Annotated in this window: 14 protein-coding genes; 5 read left to right on the forward strand and 9 right to left on the reverse strand. The window is 71.6% G+C overall.

The window, feature by feature from the left end; all coding sequences use genetic code 11:
- Positions 1 to 21: 21 nt before the first annotated feature.
- Entirely contained in the window at positions 22 to 342 is a 321-nt protein-coding gene (locus AB0M01_RS05950; protein WP_363665896.1) for a DUF2530 domain-containing protein, read from the forward strand.
- Positions 343 to 577: 235 nt separating this feature from the next.
- On the opposite strand, the gene AB0M01_RS05955 is transcribed toward AB0M01_RS05950, so the two are convergent.
- Complete coding sequence (locus AB0M01_RS05955; RefSeq protein ID WP_363665898.1) at positions 578 to 1486, reverse strand: DUF3027 domain-containing protein; 909 nt, start codon at positions 1484 to 1486, stop codon at positions 578 to 580.
- 86 nt (positions 1487 to 1572) lie between these two features.
- Between AB0M01_RS05955 and AB0M01_RS05960 the strand changes: the two genes are divergently transcribed.
- The gene (locus tag AB0M01_RS05960; protein WP_363665900.1) at positions 1573 to 3609 is read left to right on the forward strand and encodes an MFS transporter; all 2037 of its coding nucleotides are present in this window, start codon (positions 1573 to 1575) and stop codon (positions 3607 to 3609) included.
- Between the two features lie 739 nt (positions 3610 to 4348).
- Here the strand turns inward: AB0M01_RS05960 and AB0M01_RS05965 are convergent.
- On the reverse strand, positions 4349 to 5878 hold the full coding sequence (locus AB0M01_RS05965; RefSeq protein ID WP_363665902.1) for an MFS transporter: 1530 nt from the start codon (positions 5876 to 5878) through the stop codon (positions 4349 to 4351).
- Between the two features lie 97 nt (positions 5879 to 5975).
- On the opposite strand from AB0M01_RS05965, the gene AB0M01_RS05970 reads away from it, so the two are divergent.
- Positions 5976 to 6686, forward strand: a complete 711-nt coding sequence (locus tag AB0M01_RS05970) for a TetR/AcrR family transcriptional regulator (RefSeq protein WP_363665904.1) — start codon at positions 5976 to 5978, stop codon at positions 6684 to 6686.
- Positions 6687 to 6692: 6 nt separating this feature from the next.
- On the opposite strand, the gene AB0M01_RS05975 is transcribed toward AB0M01_RS05970, so the two are convergent.
- Together AB0M01_RS05975 and larE are read right to left on the reverse strand one after the other, a co-directional pair.
- The gene (locus tag AB0M01_RS05975) at positions 6693 to 7076 is read right to left on the reverse strand and encodes a cold shock domain-containing protein (RefSeq protein ID WP_184798346.1); all 384 of its coding nucleotides are present in this window, start codon (positions 7074 to 7076) and stop codon (positions 6693 to 6695) included.
- Between the two features lie 338 nt (positions 7077 to 7414).
- On the reverse strand, positions 7415 to 8884 hold the full coding sequence (gene larE / locus AB0M01_RS05980) for an ATP-dependent sacrificial sulfur transferase LarE (protein ID WP_363665907.1): 1470 nt from the start codon (positions 8882 to 8884) through the stop codon (positions 7415 to 7417).
- Between the two features lie 61 nt (positions 8885 to 8945).
- On the opposite strand from larE, the gene AB0M01_RS05985 reads away from it, so the two are divergent.
- Both AB0M01_RS05985 and AB0M01_RS05990 read left to right on the forward strand, forming a co-directional pair.
- Positions 8946 to 9506 (forward strand): TetR family transcriptional regulator, encoded by a 561-nt coding sequence (locus AB0M01_RS05985; RefSeq protein WP_363665909.1) that lies wholly within the window; start codon positions 8946 to 8948, stop codon positions 9504 to 9506.
- Complete coding sequence (locus AB0M01_RS05990; RefSeq protein WP_363665911.1) at positions 9506 to 10465, forward strand: R2-like ligand-binding oxidase; 960 nt, start codon at positions 9506 to 9508, stop codon at positions 10463 to 10465. Before AB0M01_RS05985 ends, AB0M01_RS05990 begins: the two co-directional genes overlap by 1 nt.
- On the opposite strand, the gene AB0M01_RS05995 is transcribed toward AB0M01_RS05990, so the two are convergent.
- Genes AB0M01_RS05995 through AB0M01_RS06015 form a run of 5 tightly spaced genes read right to left on the reverse strand, consistent with a single transcriptional unit; the run spans position 10396 to position 15813 of the window.
- Positions 10396 to 11541 (reverse strand): MSMEG_0565 family glycosyltransferase, encoded by a 1146-nt coding sequence (locus tag AB0M01_RS05995; RefSeq protein WP_363665913.1) that lies wholly within the window; start codon positions 11539 to 11541, stop codon positions 10396 to 10398. The genes AB0M01_RS05990 and AB0M01_RS05995 overlap by 70 nt on opposite strands.
- On the reverse strand, positions 11541 to 12362 hold the full coding sequence (locus AB0M01_RS06000; protein ID WP_363665915.1) for a carbon-nitrogen hydrolase family protein: 822 nt from the start codon (positions 12360 to 12362) through the stop codon (positions 11541 to 11543). The genes AB0M01_RS05995 and AB0M01_RS06000 overlap by 1 nt, the downstream gene beginning before the upstream one ends.
- Positions 12363 to 12404: 42 nt before the next feature.
- Positions 12405 to 13241 carry a carbon-nitrogen hydrolase family protein gene (locus tag AB0M01_RS06005; RefSeq protein WP_363665917.1) on the reverse strand — a complete coding sequence of 279 codons (837 nt, stop codon included), beginning with the start codon at positions 13239 to 13241 and terminating at the stop codon, positions 12405 to 12407.
- Positions 13238 to 14716, reverse strand: coding sequence for an MSMEG_0567/sll0787 family protein (locus AB0M01_RS06010; RefSeq protein ID WP_363665919.1), 1479 nt, complete (start codon positions 14714 to 14716; stop codon positions 13238 to 13240). Before AB0M01_RS06010 ends, AB0M01_RS06005 begins: the two co-directional genes overlap by 4 nt.
- Positions 14713 to 15813: an MSMEG_0568 family radical SAM protein gene (locus AB0M01_RS06015; RefSeq protein ID WP_363665921.1), complete on the reverse strand. Its 1101-nt coding sequence runs from the start codon at positions 15811 to 15813 to the stop codon at positions 14713 to 14715. The genes AB0M01_RS06010 and AB0M01_RS06015 overlap by 4 nt, the downstream gene beginning before the upstream one ends.
- Between the last annotated feature and the right edge of the window lie 9 nt (positions 15814 to 15822).

Genomic DNA, 15822 nt, shown 5'->3' on the forward strand with positions numbered 1-15822 from the left:
GGTCGGGGTTAAGGTGATCAGGTGGCAGACGAGAAGCCGGCACCGGCGTCGAAGAAGCGCAACGACCCGACCAGTCAGCTGGCCCGCGGCGAGCTGGTGCACGCCGAGGTGAAGCCGCTCGACCTGTCCGGCATCCCGACCGTGATCGCCGGGATCGTCGCCTGGGCGCTGGCCTTCGTGGTGGTGCTGATCTTCCACGACGACCTGAAGCGCTCCGGCGACGAGTGGTGGCTGTGGGTCACGGTCGCCGGCTTCGGCCTGGGCTGGATCGGGCTCGCGTACTGCAAGCGCCGCTGGACGAGCATTCAGGCCGGGCACGGCGCCCCGGCCCACGAGGACTGACCCGCACCACCGCGCGCACGTCCTTCGACTCCGCGCCGGCCGCGCGCACGCCTTTCAACTCCGCGCGGCTGCTGACGAGCCGCGCGAACGCCCTTCGACCCCGCGCCGCTGCAGCGCCTGCCACGCGCGCACCCTTCAAGTCCGCGCCGCACCCGCCGCGCGCACGCCTTTCAACTCCGCGCCGGCCGCCGCACGCCTTTCAAGTCCGCGCGGCTGCCGACGAGCCGCGCGACCATCAGTCCTTCTCGACGACCTCTTCGACGCTCGCGGCGACTTCCTCGACCTCGTCGTCCGACGTCGGCTCGGCCGCCGCCTCGACCTCGGCCTGGACGGCGTCCGCCTCGGCAACCTCGTCCCCGGCCTCGGCCGGCTCCGACGACATCGCCAGCTCGTCGTACCCGGTGGTGTCGAAGGCGTGCTCGGTCGACGGGTGGTCCGGGGCCTCGATCACGACGTCGGAGTGCGCCCCGCAGCCGTAGTCGTAGGCGACAACTCGCCCCTCACCAGGCGCCATCTCGTTCGCGCACGCGCCGAAGGCCTGGCCGAGGCTGTCGGCCAGGCGGATCCAGTACCCGCAGGAGTTGCACTTGAACGGCACGGCCTGCGCGATCGGCGACGCCGGGCCGAAGTCCCCGGCGTACCAGCGCTCGGCGGCGTCCTCACGACCGGCCGGCGACAGCACCCGCTCGCGCCCGAGCCCGAGCTCCTCGACGACCGCAAGCACCTCCTCGGGCGCGCCGGTGGTGTCGGTGTAGCCCGGCTCGAGCCGCGGGTCGTCGGGCAGCGTCGGGAACAGGTCGCCCGGCCGCAGGTCGCCCGGCTGGACCCGCTCCGACCACGGCACCCACTCCGGCGCGACGATCGCGGCGTCGCCCGGCAGCATCACGACCTCGTTGACCGTGACCGTCTTCGCGCGCGAGGCGCGGGTGACGGTGACCGCCCAGCGCCACCCGTGGTACCCGGGGTGGGTGGAGGCGAAGTAGTGCGTGACCAGCCGCTCGCCCTCGACCGAGTGGCCGAGGTGCTCCCCGACCTGGGCGGCGCCGGCTTCCTCGATCGCGGCGTCGCGGGCAGGTTCCACCGCCGCGACGCAGACGGCGTCGGGCTTGGCGCGGACCGGTTCCGGAGCTTTGACGGGAGTCACAGTCGGTCATTCTCGCACGCCCCACCAAAGGAAACCGAACCGTGCCGCGCCTGCGCTCTGTCCCCCGCACAAGGCAGGATGGGTGCATGGAGAGTCCCGACCCGACGGACCGGCCGCACAACGAGCAGCCACGGCGTCCCGGCGCGGATTCCTCCGGCGGCAAGAGCGCCGGTACGGCGGGCTCACGCGATCGCGGGCCGGGCTCCGGAACCGCGGGCCCCGGGACGGGTGGGGCCAACTCCCGCACCGGCTCCGGCTCCGGCTCCGGCAAGAAGTCTGCCGGGGAGCGACTCGGCGCTGCTGGGCAGCGACTCGGGAGCGCCAGCAAGAAGGTCGGGCATGCCTCCAAGGTCGGAGCGACCGGTTTCGCCTCCGTCTCCAAGAAGACTGCCGGGGTCACCGGTCGGGTCGGCAAGGCGACCGGGCGGCGGATCCAAGGGCTGACCGGCGCCCAGGGCGCCCGGGAGTCCGGGCTCTCGCGGCTGATCGAGCTCGGAGCGGTGAACGCCGCCGGCGACACCGCCTTCGCGGTCTCGCTCGCGGGCACGGTGTTCTTCGCCGTACCGAGTGAGCAGGCCCGCGACCGGGTCGCCCTGTTCCTGTTGCTGACGATGGCGCCGTTCGCGCTGATGGCGCCGCTGATCGGCCCGGTCCTCGACCGGTTCCGGCACGGCCGCCGCTGGGCGATCGGCGCAACGCTCGGGCTGCGCGGCTTCCTGGTCTGGAGCCTCGCCGCGTCGATCCACGACAGCTCCACCTGGCTCTACCCCGCGGCGCTCGGCTGCCTGGTCGCTTCCAAGGCGTACGGCGTGACGCGCGCGTCCGCCGTACCGAGGTTGCTCCCGAAGGAGATCACCCTCGTCACCGCCAACTCCCGGATCTCGCTCGCCGGCGTCGCGGGGGCGACGATCGGCGCGGGCATCGCAGGCGCGTTCGCGGCGATCGGGCCGGAGTGGTCGCTGCGCTGGGCCGCGGTGGTCTACACCGTCGGCCTGATCCTGGCGATCCGGCTGCCGAGCCGCGTCGACTCACCGGCCGGCGAGGAGATGACCGGCTCCGCCGGGCGCGAGGCCCGCCGCCGGGCGATCACCGCGGCGGTCGCGCGCGGCATCCGCTGCAACCTCGGGTTGCGGTTCGTGTCGGGCTTCCTGACCATGTACCTGGCGTTCCTGCTCCGCGACAAACCGATCAGCGGGCTGGACGGCGTGGTCGCCGCGGGGGCGGTGATCGCCGCGGCCGGGATCGGCAACAGCCTGGGGACCCTCGCCGGATCGTTGCTCAAGGCAAGGAAGCCGGAGGCGGTGGTGCTCGTCGTCCTGCTCGCCGACGCCGCCATCGCGCTCACCGTCGCGATCTTCTACGGCTTCCCGACGCTGATCGTGCTCGGCCTGGTCGCCGGCCTGTGCAGCTCACTGGGCAAGCTGTCGCTGGACGCGATGATCCAGCGCGACGTCCCGGAGACGGTTCGCACGTCGGTCTTCGCCCGCTCGGAGACCGTCCTGCAGCTGTCCTGGGTGATCGGCGGCGGCTGCGGCATCGTCCTGCCGCTCATCCCCCGCCTCGGCTTCGGCTTCCTGGCGGCGGTGCTGCTGGTGGTCATCTTCCTGGTGGTGCGCCACAAGCCCGCACCGCACCCCACTCCGACGTCCGGCCCACGCACTCCGGCACCCCACCAGGAAACCCGCCCGGTCCGCCGCCCCGACGCCGACGAGCCCCGCCCCGAAGGCACCACCCGCACGGTGATGACCAGCGAGCCGCCCACCACCCGCATCAGCGAACGCCGAGCCCAAGCACCTCGTACGGACAACCCGAACCGGGTCAACGAACCGACCGTGGAGCTGAGGATCAAACCACAGGACGCGACCGGCTCCGGCGCTCCCGCCCCGAGCAACACCGCGGCCGCAGGCCGCTGGTGGAGCGGCCAGCCCGACGACGACGAAACCGTCACCGAACCGACCGCCTGGTCGGAGGAACCGACCGTCGAACGCACCGCCGAGCAACCGACCAGCCCCTCGCGCGACACCCCGCCACCCCGCCGCTCAAACGACACCCCGCCGTCCCGCGCGAACGACGAAACCCGCGTCGAGCGCCGCCCCAGCCTGTTCCGCCGCCGCCCCCGCTGACCCGCCCGAACGACGAAACCCGCGCCAAGCGCCACCCCGGTCTGTTCCGCCGCCCCGCTGACGCGCCCGACTGTCTTGGCGGCCGAACCTCCACCACTCACCAACCCTCCACAGCTCACCCTGCCTGAGCCCAGCACGCCCACGACCGCACCACCCAGCGGCGGTTACTGAGTGGTGGAGGTCCGCAGCCCACCACCCGCCGCGCCTCCACAGCTCGCTGCCTGAGCCCAGCTCGGCCGCCACCGCACCACCCAGCGCTGAGCCCTTCGCTGCTCCTGGACGGCTTCGCCTTCGGGCTGGGCTACCGAGTGGCGGACGTCCGCAGCCCACCACCCTCCACAACTCCCTCGTCTCAGCCCACCGCGCCCCGCGACCGCACCACCCGGCGCCGGTCACTGAGTGGTGCACGTCCGCAGCCCACCACCCCTCCACAGCTCCCCCGCCTGAGCCCAGCAGGCCCGCGACCGCATCCCCCAGCGCTGAGCCCATCGCTGCTCCTGGACCGCTTCGCCTTCGAGCTGGGCTACTGAGTGACGGACGTCCGACGCCCACCACCCACCAACCCTCCGCCCGGAGCGCCAGCCCCGCGGGGCGGAGGCTGAGGTCGGGCCGTTGAGCGGGGTTGGACGGTGGTGGGCGTCGACGAAAGAGTCCGAAGGCGGCGTCGTCGAGCACGCATCAGGCGAAGCGCCGGACGAAGGAGCACGTGCATTGGGTCGAAGGTCGAGCGCGACGGCAGCTACCCGTGGTCTGCGAGCACAGCAGCGTTCACCTTCTCCGCGGTCCCCCGCAGGACGAGCGTGATGGTGATCGCGGTGGCAACGAGCAGCACAGCGCCGACGATCGCGGCGACGTTGAGGCTGTGGTTGAAGGCCTGGCGGGCCGCGGCGAGGACAGCGTCATGGAGGTTCACAGGGAGCTGGGCAGCTACGGCAGTGGCAGCAGGCAGACCCTCGCGGGCGCCGGCGGCGACCTCGCCGGGGAGGCCGAGCGGGAGCTTCAGGTCGGAGCGGTAGGCCGCCGTACCGATGCTCCCCAGCACCGCGATCCCCAGCGCCCCGCCGAACTCGCTGCAGGTCTCCATCAGCGCCGACGCCGAGCCAGCACGCTCCGGAGCGACAGCGCCGACCACAGCCTCCGTGATCAGCGCCATCACCATTACCAGCCCTGCAGCCAGCAGCCCAGACCCACCAAGCAGCACCCACAGCCCCGACCCGATCTCGATCTGAGTCAGCAGCACAAACCCGCTAGCGGCCAGCAGGAACGCCCCGCCCAGCACATAAGCCCGATCGAACCGCCCCGCCAGCGCCGTCGAGAGCGGCGCCGCTCCGCCGACAGCAACCGACGGCACAAGCGCCCACAGCGCGGCCTTCAGCGGGCTCATCCCCAGCACCAGCTGCAGGTACTGCGTCATGAAGATCGCGTTCCCCACCAGCGCCAGCATCCCGATGGTGTTCGCCGCCAGCGCACCACTGAACGCCCGGTTCCGGAACATCCCCAGCTCCACCATCGGGTACGCCGCCGTCCGCTGCCGCTGCACGAACGCCACACCGACCAGCAGCCCGGCCACGACCGCCACCACGGCGACACCAGACACCCCGTGCGCCGCGATCTCCTTGATCCCCCAGATCACCGGCAGCACTGCCCCCAGCGACAGCACCGACCCGAGCAGGTCGAACCGCCCCTGAGCCGGCGCCTTGAACTCGGGCAGCAGCACCGGCGCGATCACCAGCAGCAGCACCATCGCGGGAGTGTTGATCAGGAACACCGAGCCCCACCAGAAGTGCTCGAGCAGCACCCCGCCGAGCACCGGCCCGAGCGAGATCCCGCCGAGCATCACCGCGCTCCAGAACGCGATCGCCTTCTGCCGCTGCCCGGCGTCGTGGAACAGGTTGCGGATCAGCGCGAGCGTCGACGGCATCAGCGTCGCGCCGCCGATCCCGAGCACCGCGCGGGCCGCGATCAGCTGCTCCGGGTTCTGCGCGTACGCCGCCGCGACCGAGGCCAGGCCGAACGCGACCGCGCCGATCAGCAGCAGCCGGCGGCGGCCGATCCGGTCGCCGAGGGCGCCCATCGTGATCAGCATCCCGGCCAGCACGAAGCCGTAGACGTCGAAGATCCACAGCTGCTCGGTGGCGCTGACGCCGAGGTCGGCGGAGATGAACGGGACGGCGAAGTACAGCACCGAGACGTCCATCGAGACCAGCAGCAGCGGCAGTGCGAGCACGCCGAGCGCGATCCATTCCCTGCGGCCTGCTCGTTCGGTCATGACCCCTCCGGGTGATCTGTGTACGACGCACACTGTGTGCGCCGTACGCAGACCATAGCCGCTATCCGTCTATGTTGTAAACAGATAGACTGCGGGCATGGAGAAGCACGAGGTCGAGCTGCCCAGAGTGCTGCAGCAGCTGTGGGGCTGGGAGCAGCCGGCCCGGCCGGGGCCGAAGCCGACGTTCCACATCAGCGAGATCGGCGCGGCCGCGGTCCGGCTGGCCGACGCCGGCGGGCTCGGCGCGGTCTCGATGAGCAAGGTGGCCGCCGAGCTCGGCTTCACCACGATGTCGCTCTACCGCTACGTCGAGGCCAAGGACGACCTGTACGTCGTGATGCTGGACGAGGCGTTCGGCAAGCCGGCGCCGGTCGACGAGTCGCTCGGCTGGCGGGAGCAACTCACCGCCTGGGCCGTGCACTTCCGCGACGCCCTGGTCCGGCACCCGTGGGTGCTGCAGGTGCCGGTGTTCGAGCCGCCGCTGTCACCGCAGCAGCTGGACTGGATGGAGGCGGCGCTGCGCGCGTTCGCCGGCACGCAGCTGACCGCGAACGACAAGCTGTCGTCGATGATGCTGGTCAACATCTACGTCCGGGGTACGGCGCAGCTGACCGCCCACCTGGATCTGGACGACGGCGCCGACCAGCTCTACGGGCAGCGGCTGGCGATGCTGGCGACCCCGGACCGCTATCCCACGATCGCGGCCGGGCTCGCCAATCTGGAGATCGACTACACCGACGACTTCACCGACGGGCTGGACGTCGTACTGGACGGCATCGAGCAGCTGATCGAACGGCGCAACAAGTAGCGGGACTCAGATGTCGAGGCGGTCGGCCACTCCACGCAGTACGGTCGCGACCTGCCGGGCGGCCTTGCCGTCGGGGTGCCGGCCGCGGCGGTAGCCCTCGCCGAGGTTGTCGAGCAGCTTGATCAGGTCCTCGACGACCAGCGCCATCTCCTCCGGCTTCGGCCGCATCGCCTTGGCCACCGACGGCGGCGGGTCGATCAGCCGGACCTGCAGCGCCTGCTCACCCTTGCGGCCCTCGACGACGCCGAACTCGACCTTCTGGCCCGGCTTCAGGCTGGTCACTCCGGCCGGTAAGGCCTCGGCGCGCACGTAGACGTCCCCGCCCTCCTCCTTGCTGAGGAAGCCGAACCCCTTCTCGGAGTCATACCACTTGACCTTGCCAACAGGCACGGGAACCTCTTCGATGTCGATCGTCGGAACAGGACGGAAAAGGTGACCGGACAGGCTGCCCGGGCCGGTCACCCAGCGTACGTGACCAGGGCCCGCCGCGCCTGTGGAAAACTACCTGATCAGACACCGATTCCACACTCCCCGGTCTCGTAATTCCGGGTCACCCGGCGCTGCGACCGGGTCGCCGATGGAACGATCCCCCGAACCGGCGCCGCCGACCAGCCCGGCAACCGTCCCCAGGACCGAATCTGCCCGATCGGGCAACCGGCCGCCTGGCACCCCGCGGCGTCACAGCACGCGGCTTCGGCCGGCGGGCGACCCAGCGGTCGGCTCCCGCGTCAGCGGTACTTCTCGGGCTCCTTCAGCCGCTCGTTCATCGACCCCGACCGGAACCCGCGCGGGTCCACCGCGGCCGCCGTGAAGCCCTCGGCCCGGACCAGCTCGACCAGCGCCGCGCTGTCCACGGTGCCGAGCAGTGCCGCGTCGATCTCGATGCTCGCGGACTCACCCAGGTCGCGGACGCGCACGTTCTGCACGCCGTACGGCGTGAGGTGCGCGCGGACGGCCGCCTCGGCCCGGTCGACCCGGGCCAGCAGGTTCGGCGTGATCCGGATCCCGTACGCGATCCGGCTGGACAGGCAGGCCGCGGCCGGCTTGTCCGACGTCTCCAGCCCCCAGCTGCGCGACGCCTCGCGGATCTGCGCCTTGGTCAGCCGGGCGTCCTTCAGCGGCGTGATCGCACCGCGCTCGAAGGCGGCCCGGATCCCCGGCCGGAACCCGGCGATCGCGTCGTCGGCGTTCGTCCCGGTCGCGATCGCGGCGATACCGAACTCGTCGGCGATCGGCTGCAGCGTCTCGACCAGCTCGGCCTTGCAGAAGTAGCAGCGGTCGCCGGCGTTGGCCTGGTACCCCTCGCGGTCCATCTCGTGCGTGTGCGGCGTGACGTGCCGAACGCCGATGCTGTCGGCGAAGCGGGCCGCCGGCTCCAGCTCCGCGACCGGCAGGCTCGGGCTGACCGCGGTCGCGGCGACCACGTTGGCCGGGCCGATCGCGCGGGCCGCGGCGGCCAGCAGGAACGCCGAGTCGGCGCCGCCGCTGAACGCGACGACCAGGCTCGGGTACGACGCCAGCCGCGCCATCAGCGCCTCGAGCCGCTGCTCCAGCACGTACGCGTCCAGCCAGGCCGGGAACTCGGTCAGGTCGTTCAGGACCACGTCCGCGCCGTACGCACGCAGCTCGTCGGCGGTGAACGGCCCGGTCGCGACGCTCACCGCGACCGCACCGGCGGCGCGGGCGCCGTCGATGTCGGCGGTGTGATCGCCGACGTAGATGCTCGCCTGGTGCTCGCGCAGCGCGATCCCCTTCTCGGCGCCGTGCAGGTCACCGACCGGCTCGTCGACGTCGAGGCCGAGGTGGTCCAGGTGCAGCTTGACGCTCGGGGTGTACTTCGCCGAGACGACGACGCTGCGGCCGCGCAGCGCGCGGACGGCGGCCAGCGACTCCGCGACGCCGGGCAGCGGCAGGCTGCCGGTGATCGCGTGCGCCGGGTAGTGCTCGCGGTAGCGGTCGATCATCGGCTGGATCTGGTCCTCGGGGAACCAGTGCTTCATCTCCCAGGTCAGCGGCGGCCCGAGCCGGCTGACCACCAGGTCGGTGTCGATCTCGGCGCCGGTCTCCGCGGCCAGCAGGTCCCAGACGGCCTGGATCCCCGGCCGGGAGTCGATCAGCGTCATGTCGAGGTCGAACCCGACCACGAGCTCCGGAACGTCGGTGGCAGTGGCAGCGGACGGCATCTCGGCGGTTGACACGTCCCCAACTCTACGTCTTCACTCTCTTTACATTTTCCCTCCAGATGTAAAGAATGATCACATGACGAAGCGCCGCCTGCACGACGAGTTACTCGACGCGGCGTACGACTTCCTGGTGTCCGGCGGGTACGCCGGGCTGAAGATGGCCGAGGTCGGGCGCCGCGCCGGGGTGTCTCGCCAGTCGGTCTACAACGAGTTCAAGGACCGGTGGGGTCTGCTGCAGGCCGTGGCGGCGCGGGAGACCGAGCGCTTCCTGGTCGAGGTCAACGCGGCGCTGGCTGAGCACAGCGATCCCATCGATGGGCTGCGCGCTGCTGTCGAGCGGGCGCTGTCGCTGGCCGCCGACAACCCGCTGGTGAAGGCCGCGCTCGGGCAGCCCGGCTCGGACCAGGCCAGTCAGCTGCTGACCACACGGGGGCAGCAGGTGCTGGAGCTGAGCCACCAGCGGCTGGACGCGCACGTGCGGGAGCACTGGCCCGCCGTACCGGCGCAGGACGCGACCACGTGCGTGGACATCGCGCTGCGCGTCGTACTGAGTCACATCGTCAACCCCGGCGCCGCACCCGCGGTCGTCGCGTCGCAGGTGGCCCAGATGCTGGGCCCGTTTCTCAGGAGGCAGTGATGACGACCACCGCTAATCCCCTGCACCGCAAGGGTTTCAACTCCCTGCGCGAGGGCGGCTTCAACTGGGACGCGCTGCCGCTGCGGCTGTTCGACAAGGGCAACCGGAAGTTCTGGAACCCGCGCGACATCGACTTCAGCCAGGATGCCGAGGACTGGCAGCGGCTGACGCCGAACGAGAAGGACAACGCGATGATGCTGTGCGCGCAGTTCATCGCGGGCGAGGAGGCGGTCACCGAGGACCTGCAGCCGTTCCTGCAGGCGATGGCGGCCGAGGGGCGGTTCGGGGACGAGATGTACCTGACCCAGTTCTGCTTCGAGGAGGCCAAGCACACCGCGGTCTTCCGGCTCTGGCTCGACGCGGTCGGCGTCACCGAGGACCTGCACCGGTACGTCGAGGAGAACCCCGGCTACCGCGCGATCTTCTACGAGGCGTTGCCGGTGGCACTCAAGTCGCTGGCCGACGACCCGTCGCCCGCCAATCAGGTCCGCGCGTCGGTCACCTACAACCACGTAGTAGAAGGCACTCTGGCGCTCACCGGCTACCACGCGTGGAACCTGCTCTGCACGGCTCGCGGCATCCTGCCCGGCATGCAGGAACTGATCCGCCGGATCGGCGACGACGAGCGCCGCCACATGGCCTGGGGCACCTTCACCTGCCGCCGTCATGTCGCCGCCGACGAAACCAACTGGAAGGTCGTCACCGACACGATGGAGGAGCTCCTCCCGCACGCCCTGGTCCAGATCCAGTGGGCGCTGGAGAACTCCCCCGAGCTCCCGCCGGAGATCAACCCCACCGCCCTGATGACCTACGCCGGCGACCGCGCCACCCGCCGCCTCGGCGCCATCGAGTCCGCCGTCGGCGCCGACGTCGCCGGCATCGACCTCGACTACTCGCCGGAGAAACTCGAGGACGACTTCGGCGCCGAGGACTCGGCCGCACTGGCCGCCGTCCGCTGACCCGTGGGTTCCAAGGATCGGTAGAAGGCCAGGTGGGCTTCGGCCGCGGCCTGCCAGGTGTAGGAGGCGGCCAGAGCTTGCCCGGCCGCTCGGCGATCCGCGTCGACCGGAATGGTCAGCGCGGTCGCGAGCTCCTCGGAGGTCGAGGCGTAGGTGGCGGCCGGTCCGAAGATCTCGTGGAAGACCGGCAGGTCGGAGACCACCAACGGGACTCCGGCGGCGAGCGCCTCCATCGGAGCGAGGCCGAAACCTTCTTTGACCGAAGGGAAAGCGAACGTCTCGGCGGCGGCGACCAAGGTGGGCAACCGGTCGTCGTCGACCGGGCCGAGGACGACCGGGGTCACGCCGAGCTCCGCGGCCCGGCGGTCCCAGGCCTCGCGGTACGGGCGGTAGTCGAAGAGCGTCTCGCCACCCGCGATCACCAGCTTCAGCTCAGGATCATCGACCAGTGCGAAGGCTTCCAGTAGTTCCAGCGACCCCTTCCGCGGCTCGATTCCTCCCACGGTGACGACGTACCGCCCGAGCTCCTCCCGCCAGGCCTGTCGCCCCGCCTCGCCTGGCGGTCCGGCCGCTGCCGCGAACCGCTCCGCGTCCACCCCGTTCGGGATGACCGTTGCCTTCAGCCCCCATCCGTCCGCCAGCTCTGCGGCCACGGCCGCCGACACGCACAGATGCGCGGACGGCGTGACGATCGCCCGCTCGTGGCACGCGGCCAGCTCCGGCGTCGTGAACTGGTCGAGATGGTGCACGGTCCGGATACACCGCCCGGCAGCGTTCGCGCTGATGCAGTCCTGCGCGTGCACCACGTCGTACGCCGTACCGTCGAACGCCGCCCGCAGGACGGCGATCGACCGTAGGATCCGCGGGCCCATCTCCTCCCCGGCGACCTCGGGGAACGGAACGACGCGCAGCTTCACCCGGGCGTCGATCGGCCGGAAGAACGCCGTGTCGCCGCCGCGGCCGAGCGAAAAGACCGTCACGTCCTCGCCGCGCGCGGCCAGTGCCTCCGCGAGGGCGAGCGTGTGCACGACGCCGCCGCGCGGCTTGGTCGAGTAGCTGAGCAGGGCGATCCGCATCAGTAGACCTCCGGGCGGCGTTCGTCGAGGTGGTGCAGGACCCGGCGCGCGGTCTCGATGTCGGCCCGGACGTCGACGTCCGCGATCGCGATGCCCGCCTTCGACCAGGTCCGGGCCACGATGTCGCCGCCCGGACCGACGATCTTCGACTGGCCGAGGAACCGCATCCCGCCGATCGACCCGGTCAGGTTGGACGAGACCAGGACGACCTGGTTCTCGGCCGCGCGGGACCGGTCGTACAGGTCGAACAGCCGCGACTGGCGGTCCTCGTTCATCCGGGCGGCGCGGTTCGTGATGCTGGTCGGCCAGGCGTTCAGGCAGGCGATCACCTCGGCGCCACCGACGGCCAGCGCCCGGGCCGACTCGGGGAAGGTCTTGTCGTAGTCGATCATCAGGCCGATCCGCCCGACCGGGGTGTCGAACGGCGCGAAACTGTTGCCCGCGGCGTAGACCCCGCGCTCGGCCGGGGGCTGGTGGACCTTGCGGTGCCGGCCGAGGACGCCGTCGCCGGTGACGCAGAGCGCGGTGTTGTACCGGTCGCCGCCGTCGGCCTCGCAGAAGCCGAAGCAGACGACCATCTCGCCGGCCATGGCGATGATCTTGGAGATCAACGGGTCGTCGAGCTCCAGCGCGGGTGGAAGATCGGTCGCCGGCTGGTCGGGACGAAGGTCGAGCAGGTACCCGCCGAGGGCCGCGTCCGGGAGGACGAGCAGCTGGACCTCCTCACGCCGCCCGTGCCGGATGAGGGCCTCGATCCGGGAGAGATCGAAGTCGAGGTCCCGGGTGAAGCCCGCCGCGACAGCGCCGATCTTCAGGCCCATCACCCCACCGTCCTCTCCCGGGCGGCCTGCTCGGTCATCGGTTCAGCTCCGGGCGAGCTCTGGTGCGCCGTACGTCTCCGGGCGGCGGTCCCTGAGGTGGCCCATCGAGCGGCGGGCCAGGTCGAGGGCCTCGGCGACGTCGAGCTCGGCGATCGCCATGCCCTCGGTGACGCCGGTGTCGGCGAGGATGTCGCCGCCGGGGTCGACGACCTTCGCGCTCGCGACGAACCGCAGCGAGCCGAACATCCCCGACTGGTTGGCCGACAGCCAGACCACCTGGTTCTCCAAGGCCCGGGCCCGATCGAACAGGTCGAAGCGCCGCTTCCAGCGGTCCTTCGCGAGATCCGGGTCCGGGTTCGTCCGCGCGCCCGGCCAGGCCGACAGACAGACGATCACCTCGGCGCCGTCCAGCGCGAGCGAGCGCGCGGCCTCGGGGAACGCCTTGTCGTAGCAGATCATCATCCCGAGCCGTCCGACCGGCGTGTCGAACGCCTCGAACCGGTCACCCGCCGCGTAGTGCGCGTCTTCGTGCAGCGGTTGATGCACCTTGCGGTGGTGCCCGAGCACGCCGTCGCCGCTGACGCAGACCGCGCTGTTGTAGATGAACCCACCGGCCGCCTCGGCGTACCCGGCGGTGACGACCAGGTCTCCCGCCAGCGCGACCAGCCGCGCGATCTCCGGCCCGTCGAGGTCGAAGGCCGGCGGCGGGTCGGCGCTGCCGTCGAGGCTCAGCAGGTAGCCGCCGAGTGCTCCCTCGGGCAGCGCCAGCAGTTGTACGCCGTCGGCCCTGGCCTGCTCGATCAGCCCCGCGATGCGGGCGAAGTCGGCCTCCAGGTCCCGGTCGAAGTTCGCGGCCACGGCCGCCATCCGCAGCATCATGCCGCTCCCATTCCGGTCACCCCGGCCGGCACGGCCACCGTGAGCTCCCCGTCGGGCCAGCGCAGCGAAACGCCCTGGCCACTCGTCAGTTCACCGCAGACAGCACTGTCCGCCGGTCCGGCCGGTAGTTCCTGCTCGCCCGCCGTCAGCATCGCGAACCCGGGGAAGCAGGTCAGCCAGTCCTCCATCGACGCCTGCTTCGGTTTCGGTACGTCGGCGACGTCCAGCACCGCCGCGCACCCGCTCGCCTCGGCCAACATGCCCAACGTCCCCACGACACCGGCCATCGAGACGTCCTTCGCCGCGGACGGTTGGGCCTTGCCGACCGCGGCGATCATCGTCCGCAGTTCGTCCGTACGCCGTCCGCTGGTCGAGTCCCACTGCCGCCCGGCGTACCCCGCGCGCCAGCCTCCGCTCAAGTCAGCCGTCATCCTGACCGCCTGCCCCGGCCGTCCGCCGCCTCCCGGCACCGGACTCGCCGTCCGCCCCAACGCCGTCACACTCAACGCCGCCGGCACACCGAACTGCGTGTGGCCGCCCAGCACCGGTACGCCGTACGCCGCCGCGGCCTTCCGCAACCCGCTGAGCACCCGAGCGGCGAACGCCGCGTCCCTGGCCCCCAACGCATCCAGCAACCCGACGGGTTCGGCCCCCATCGCTGCCAGATCGTTCACGTTGACGAGCACCGAGCACCAGCCGGCCCACTCCGGATCCCGCTCGACCATCGCCGGCACGATCGCGTCGCAGGCGGCGACCAGGTCACTACCTGGCACCGGCGCTCCGTCGTCGCCCACGAACCCGGGCGGACCGGTGCCGTCGAGCAGGCTCCCCAGCTCCGCCTTCGTCGCCGCCACCAGTTGAGCGATCCGCCCGATCGGCCACCGCATCAACACATGCGGCTGCCCGGCCACCTCGACCGGCCGAACGGTCTCCCAGCCGAGCCGCTGGAAGAACCGGTAGGTCCCGGTCTGCACCGTCGCATCAAACCGAAGCGCACCAGCAGCCTCAGCAAAAGCACACGCCGCCCGCACCAACGCCGCACCAACGCCCGTTGGCGCCGCCCGGCTGACGCCGGGCGGCGCCAACGGGGAGAGGAGGGGGGAGGCGGAGCCGCCGCCCCGGCCGCTGCCTTCGGCGCGGGTGGCGCGGGTGGGGGCGACGACCAGGCGACCGCCTTGCCACCAGCCGATGTCTTCGCCGTCGTCTGCCGGGCCGAGCCGGACCCCGCCGACGACTTGGCCGCTGTGATCGCGGGCGACCAGGACGATCGTGCGGGGATCCTCGTCGCGCTCGTCCAGGTCCGTTCTCTCGAACAAGCCCTGCGCCTCGACGAAGGCTGCGTGGCGGAGGTGGTGGTAGGCCTTCACCGCCTGGCGGTCTGCCACCTCGGTCAGGAAAGCTGGTGGAGTCGGGCCCAGGAGGGCTTCCACATCGGCGGCCCGGCGGACGCCGGTCAGCTGCTCGACGACCTTCATGCGCCGGCCGCCGACAAGAGGCTGCAAGCGCCGCAGGCCGCGCATCCGGCCCCCTGATCGGCACCTCGCATCTCGGCGGCGGCGAGGAGGGCAGCCACCCGGGTGGTGACCTCCTCGACCAGCGTCGGTGACGGAGGCAGTACGCCGTCGGCCCGGGCCAGCGTCCCGAGCATCGGCCGAAGCGGGACGACGAACGGATAGACCCCGCGGTCGATCAGCCGCTCCGCGCCGGCCACCAACTCGTCCGGGTCCTCGCCCATCCCGATCAGCAGGTACGTCGACACCCGGTTCCGCCCGAACACCCGCACCGCCTCGTCCCACGCGGCCTCGTACTCGGCCAGCGGCACCGTCGACTTGCCCGGCATCCACCGTCGCCGGACCTCGTCGTCCAGCGACTCGACGTGGATCCCGATCGACGTCGCGCCGGCCGCCCGCAGGTCGGCGATCACCGACAGGTCCCCCGGCGGCTCGATCTGCACCTGGATCGGCAGCCCCGGAACGGCTTGCAGGACGGCCTTCACGCACCGCACCAGGTTCCGCGCACCACGATCACGGCCGGTCGTCGTACCGGTCGTCATCACCATCTGCCGGACGCCGTCCAGCCGTACGGCGGCCTCGGCGACCTCCGCGAGCTGGGCCGGCGTCTTGGCCGCGACCGTCGCCCCGGCGCGCAGCGACTCCTCGATCGAGCAGAAGCGGCAGCGCGTCGACTCGTCGTACCGGATGCAGGTCTGCACCACGGTCGTGGCCAGCACGTCCTTGCCGTGCAGCAACGCGATCTGCTGGTACGGCACGCCGTCCACGGTCTTGAGGTCGTAGAAGCGCGGCCGGCTCACCGGTTCGACCGACAGCCCGAGCGACCGCCCGGCCCGGAACACCTGTCCGTCCCGGACCTGGTAGGGGCTGTCGGCAACGATCGGCAGGGTGGCGTTGGCGCCGTCGACGACCAGGTGCCCGTCGTCGCTCGGCCCGGCCCCCTTGCTGCGGCGGACCGGCGCGTCCACCTGGACGCCGTACACGGCCATCTCGGACCGTACGGTCAGCTCTGCCTCGGTGCCCACGGTCAACGTCTCCGTCCCACCACCCCGCTCTGGCATCGCGATCCC

Source organism: Kribbella sp. NPDC051770 (assembly GCF_040681455.1).
GTDB lineage: Bacteria > Actinomycetota > Actinomycetes > Propionibacteriales > Kribbellaceae > Kribbella.

Coding starts and splice junctions, on each gene's coding strand:
- AB0M01_RS05970 (WP_363665904.1), top strand. CDS start 5,976: ATGGAGAAGCACGAGGTCGAGCTGCCCAGAGTGCTGCAGCAGCTGTGG.
- AB0M01_RS05985 (WP_363665909.1), top strand. CDS start 8,946: ATGACGAAGCGCCGCCTGCACGACGAGTTACTCGACGCGGCGTACGAC.
- AB0M01_RS06005 (WP_363665917.1), bottom strand. CDS start 13,241: ATGATGCTGCGGATGGCGGCCGTGGCCGCGAACTTCGACCGGGACCTG.
- AB0M01_RS06000 (WP_363665915.1), bottom strand. CDS start 12,362: ATGGGCCTGAAGATCGGCGCTGTCGCGGCGGGCTTCACCCGGGACCTC.
- AB0M01_RS05990 (WP_363665911.1), top strand. CDS start 9,506: ATGACGACCACCGCTAATCCCCTGCACCGCAAGGGTTTCAACTCCCTG.
- AB0M01_RS05965 (WP_363665902.1), bottom strand. CDS start 5,878: ATGACCGAACGAGCAGGCCGCAGGGAATGGATCGCGCTCGGCGTGCTC.
- AB0M01_RS06010 (WP_363665919.1), bottom strand. CDS start 14,716: ATGAAGGTCGTCGAGCAGCTGACCGGCGTCCGCCGGGCCGCCGATGTG.
- AB0M01_RS05960 (WP_363665900.1), top strand. CDS start 1,573: ATGGAGAGTCCCGACCCGACGGACCGGCCGCACAACGAGCAGCCACGG.
- AB0M01_RS05995 (WP_363665913.1), bottom strand. CDS start 11,541: ATGCGGATCGCCCTGCTCAGCTACTCGACCAAGCCGCGCGGCGGCGTC.
- AB0M01_RS06015 (WP_363665921.1), bottom strand. CDS start 15,813: ATGCCAGAGCGGGGTGGTGGGACGGAGACGTTGACCGTGGGCACCGAG.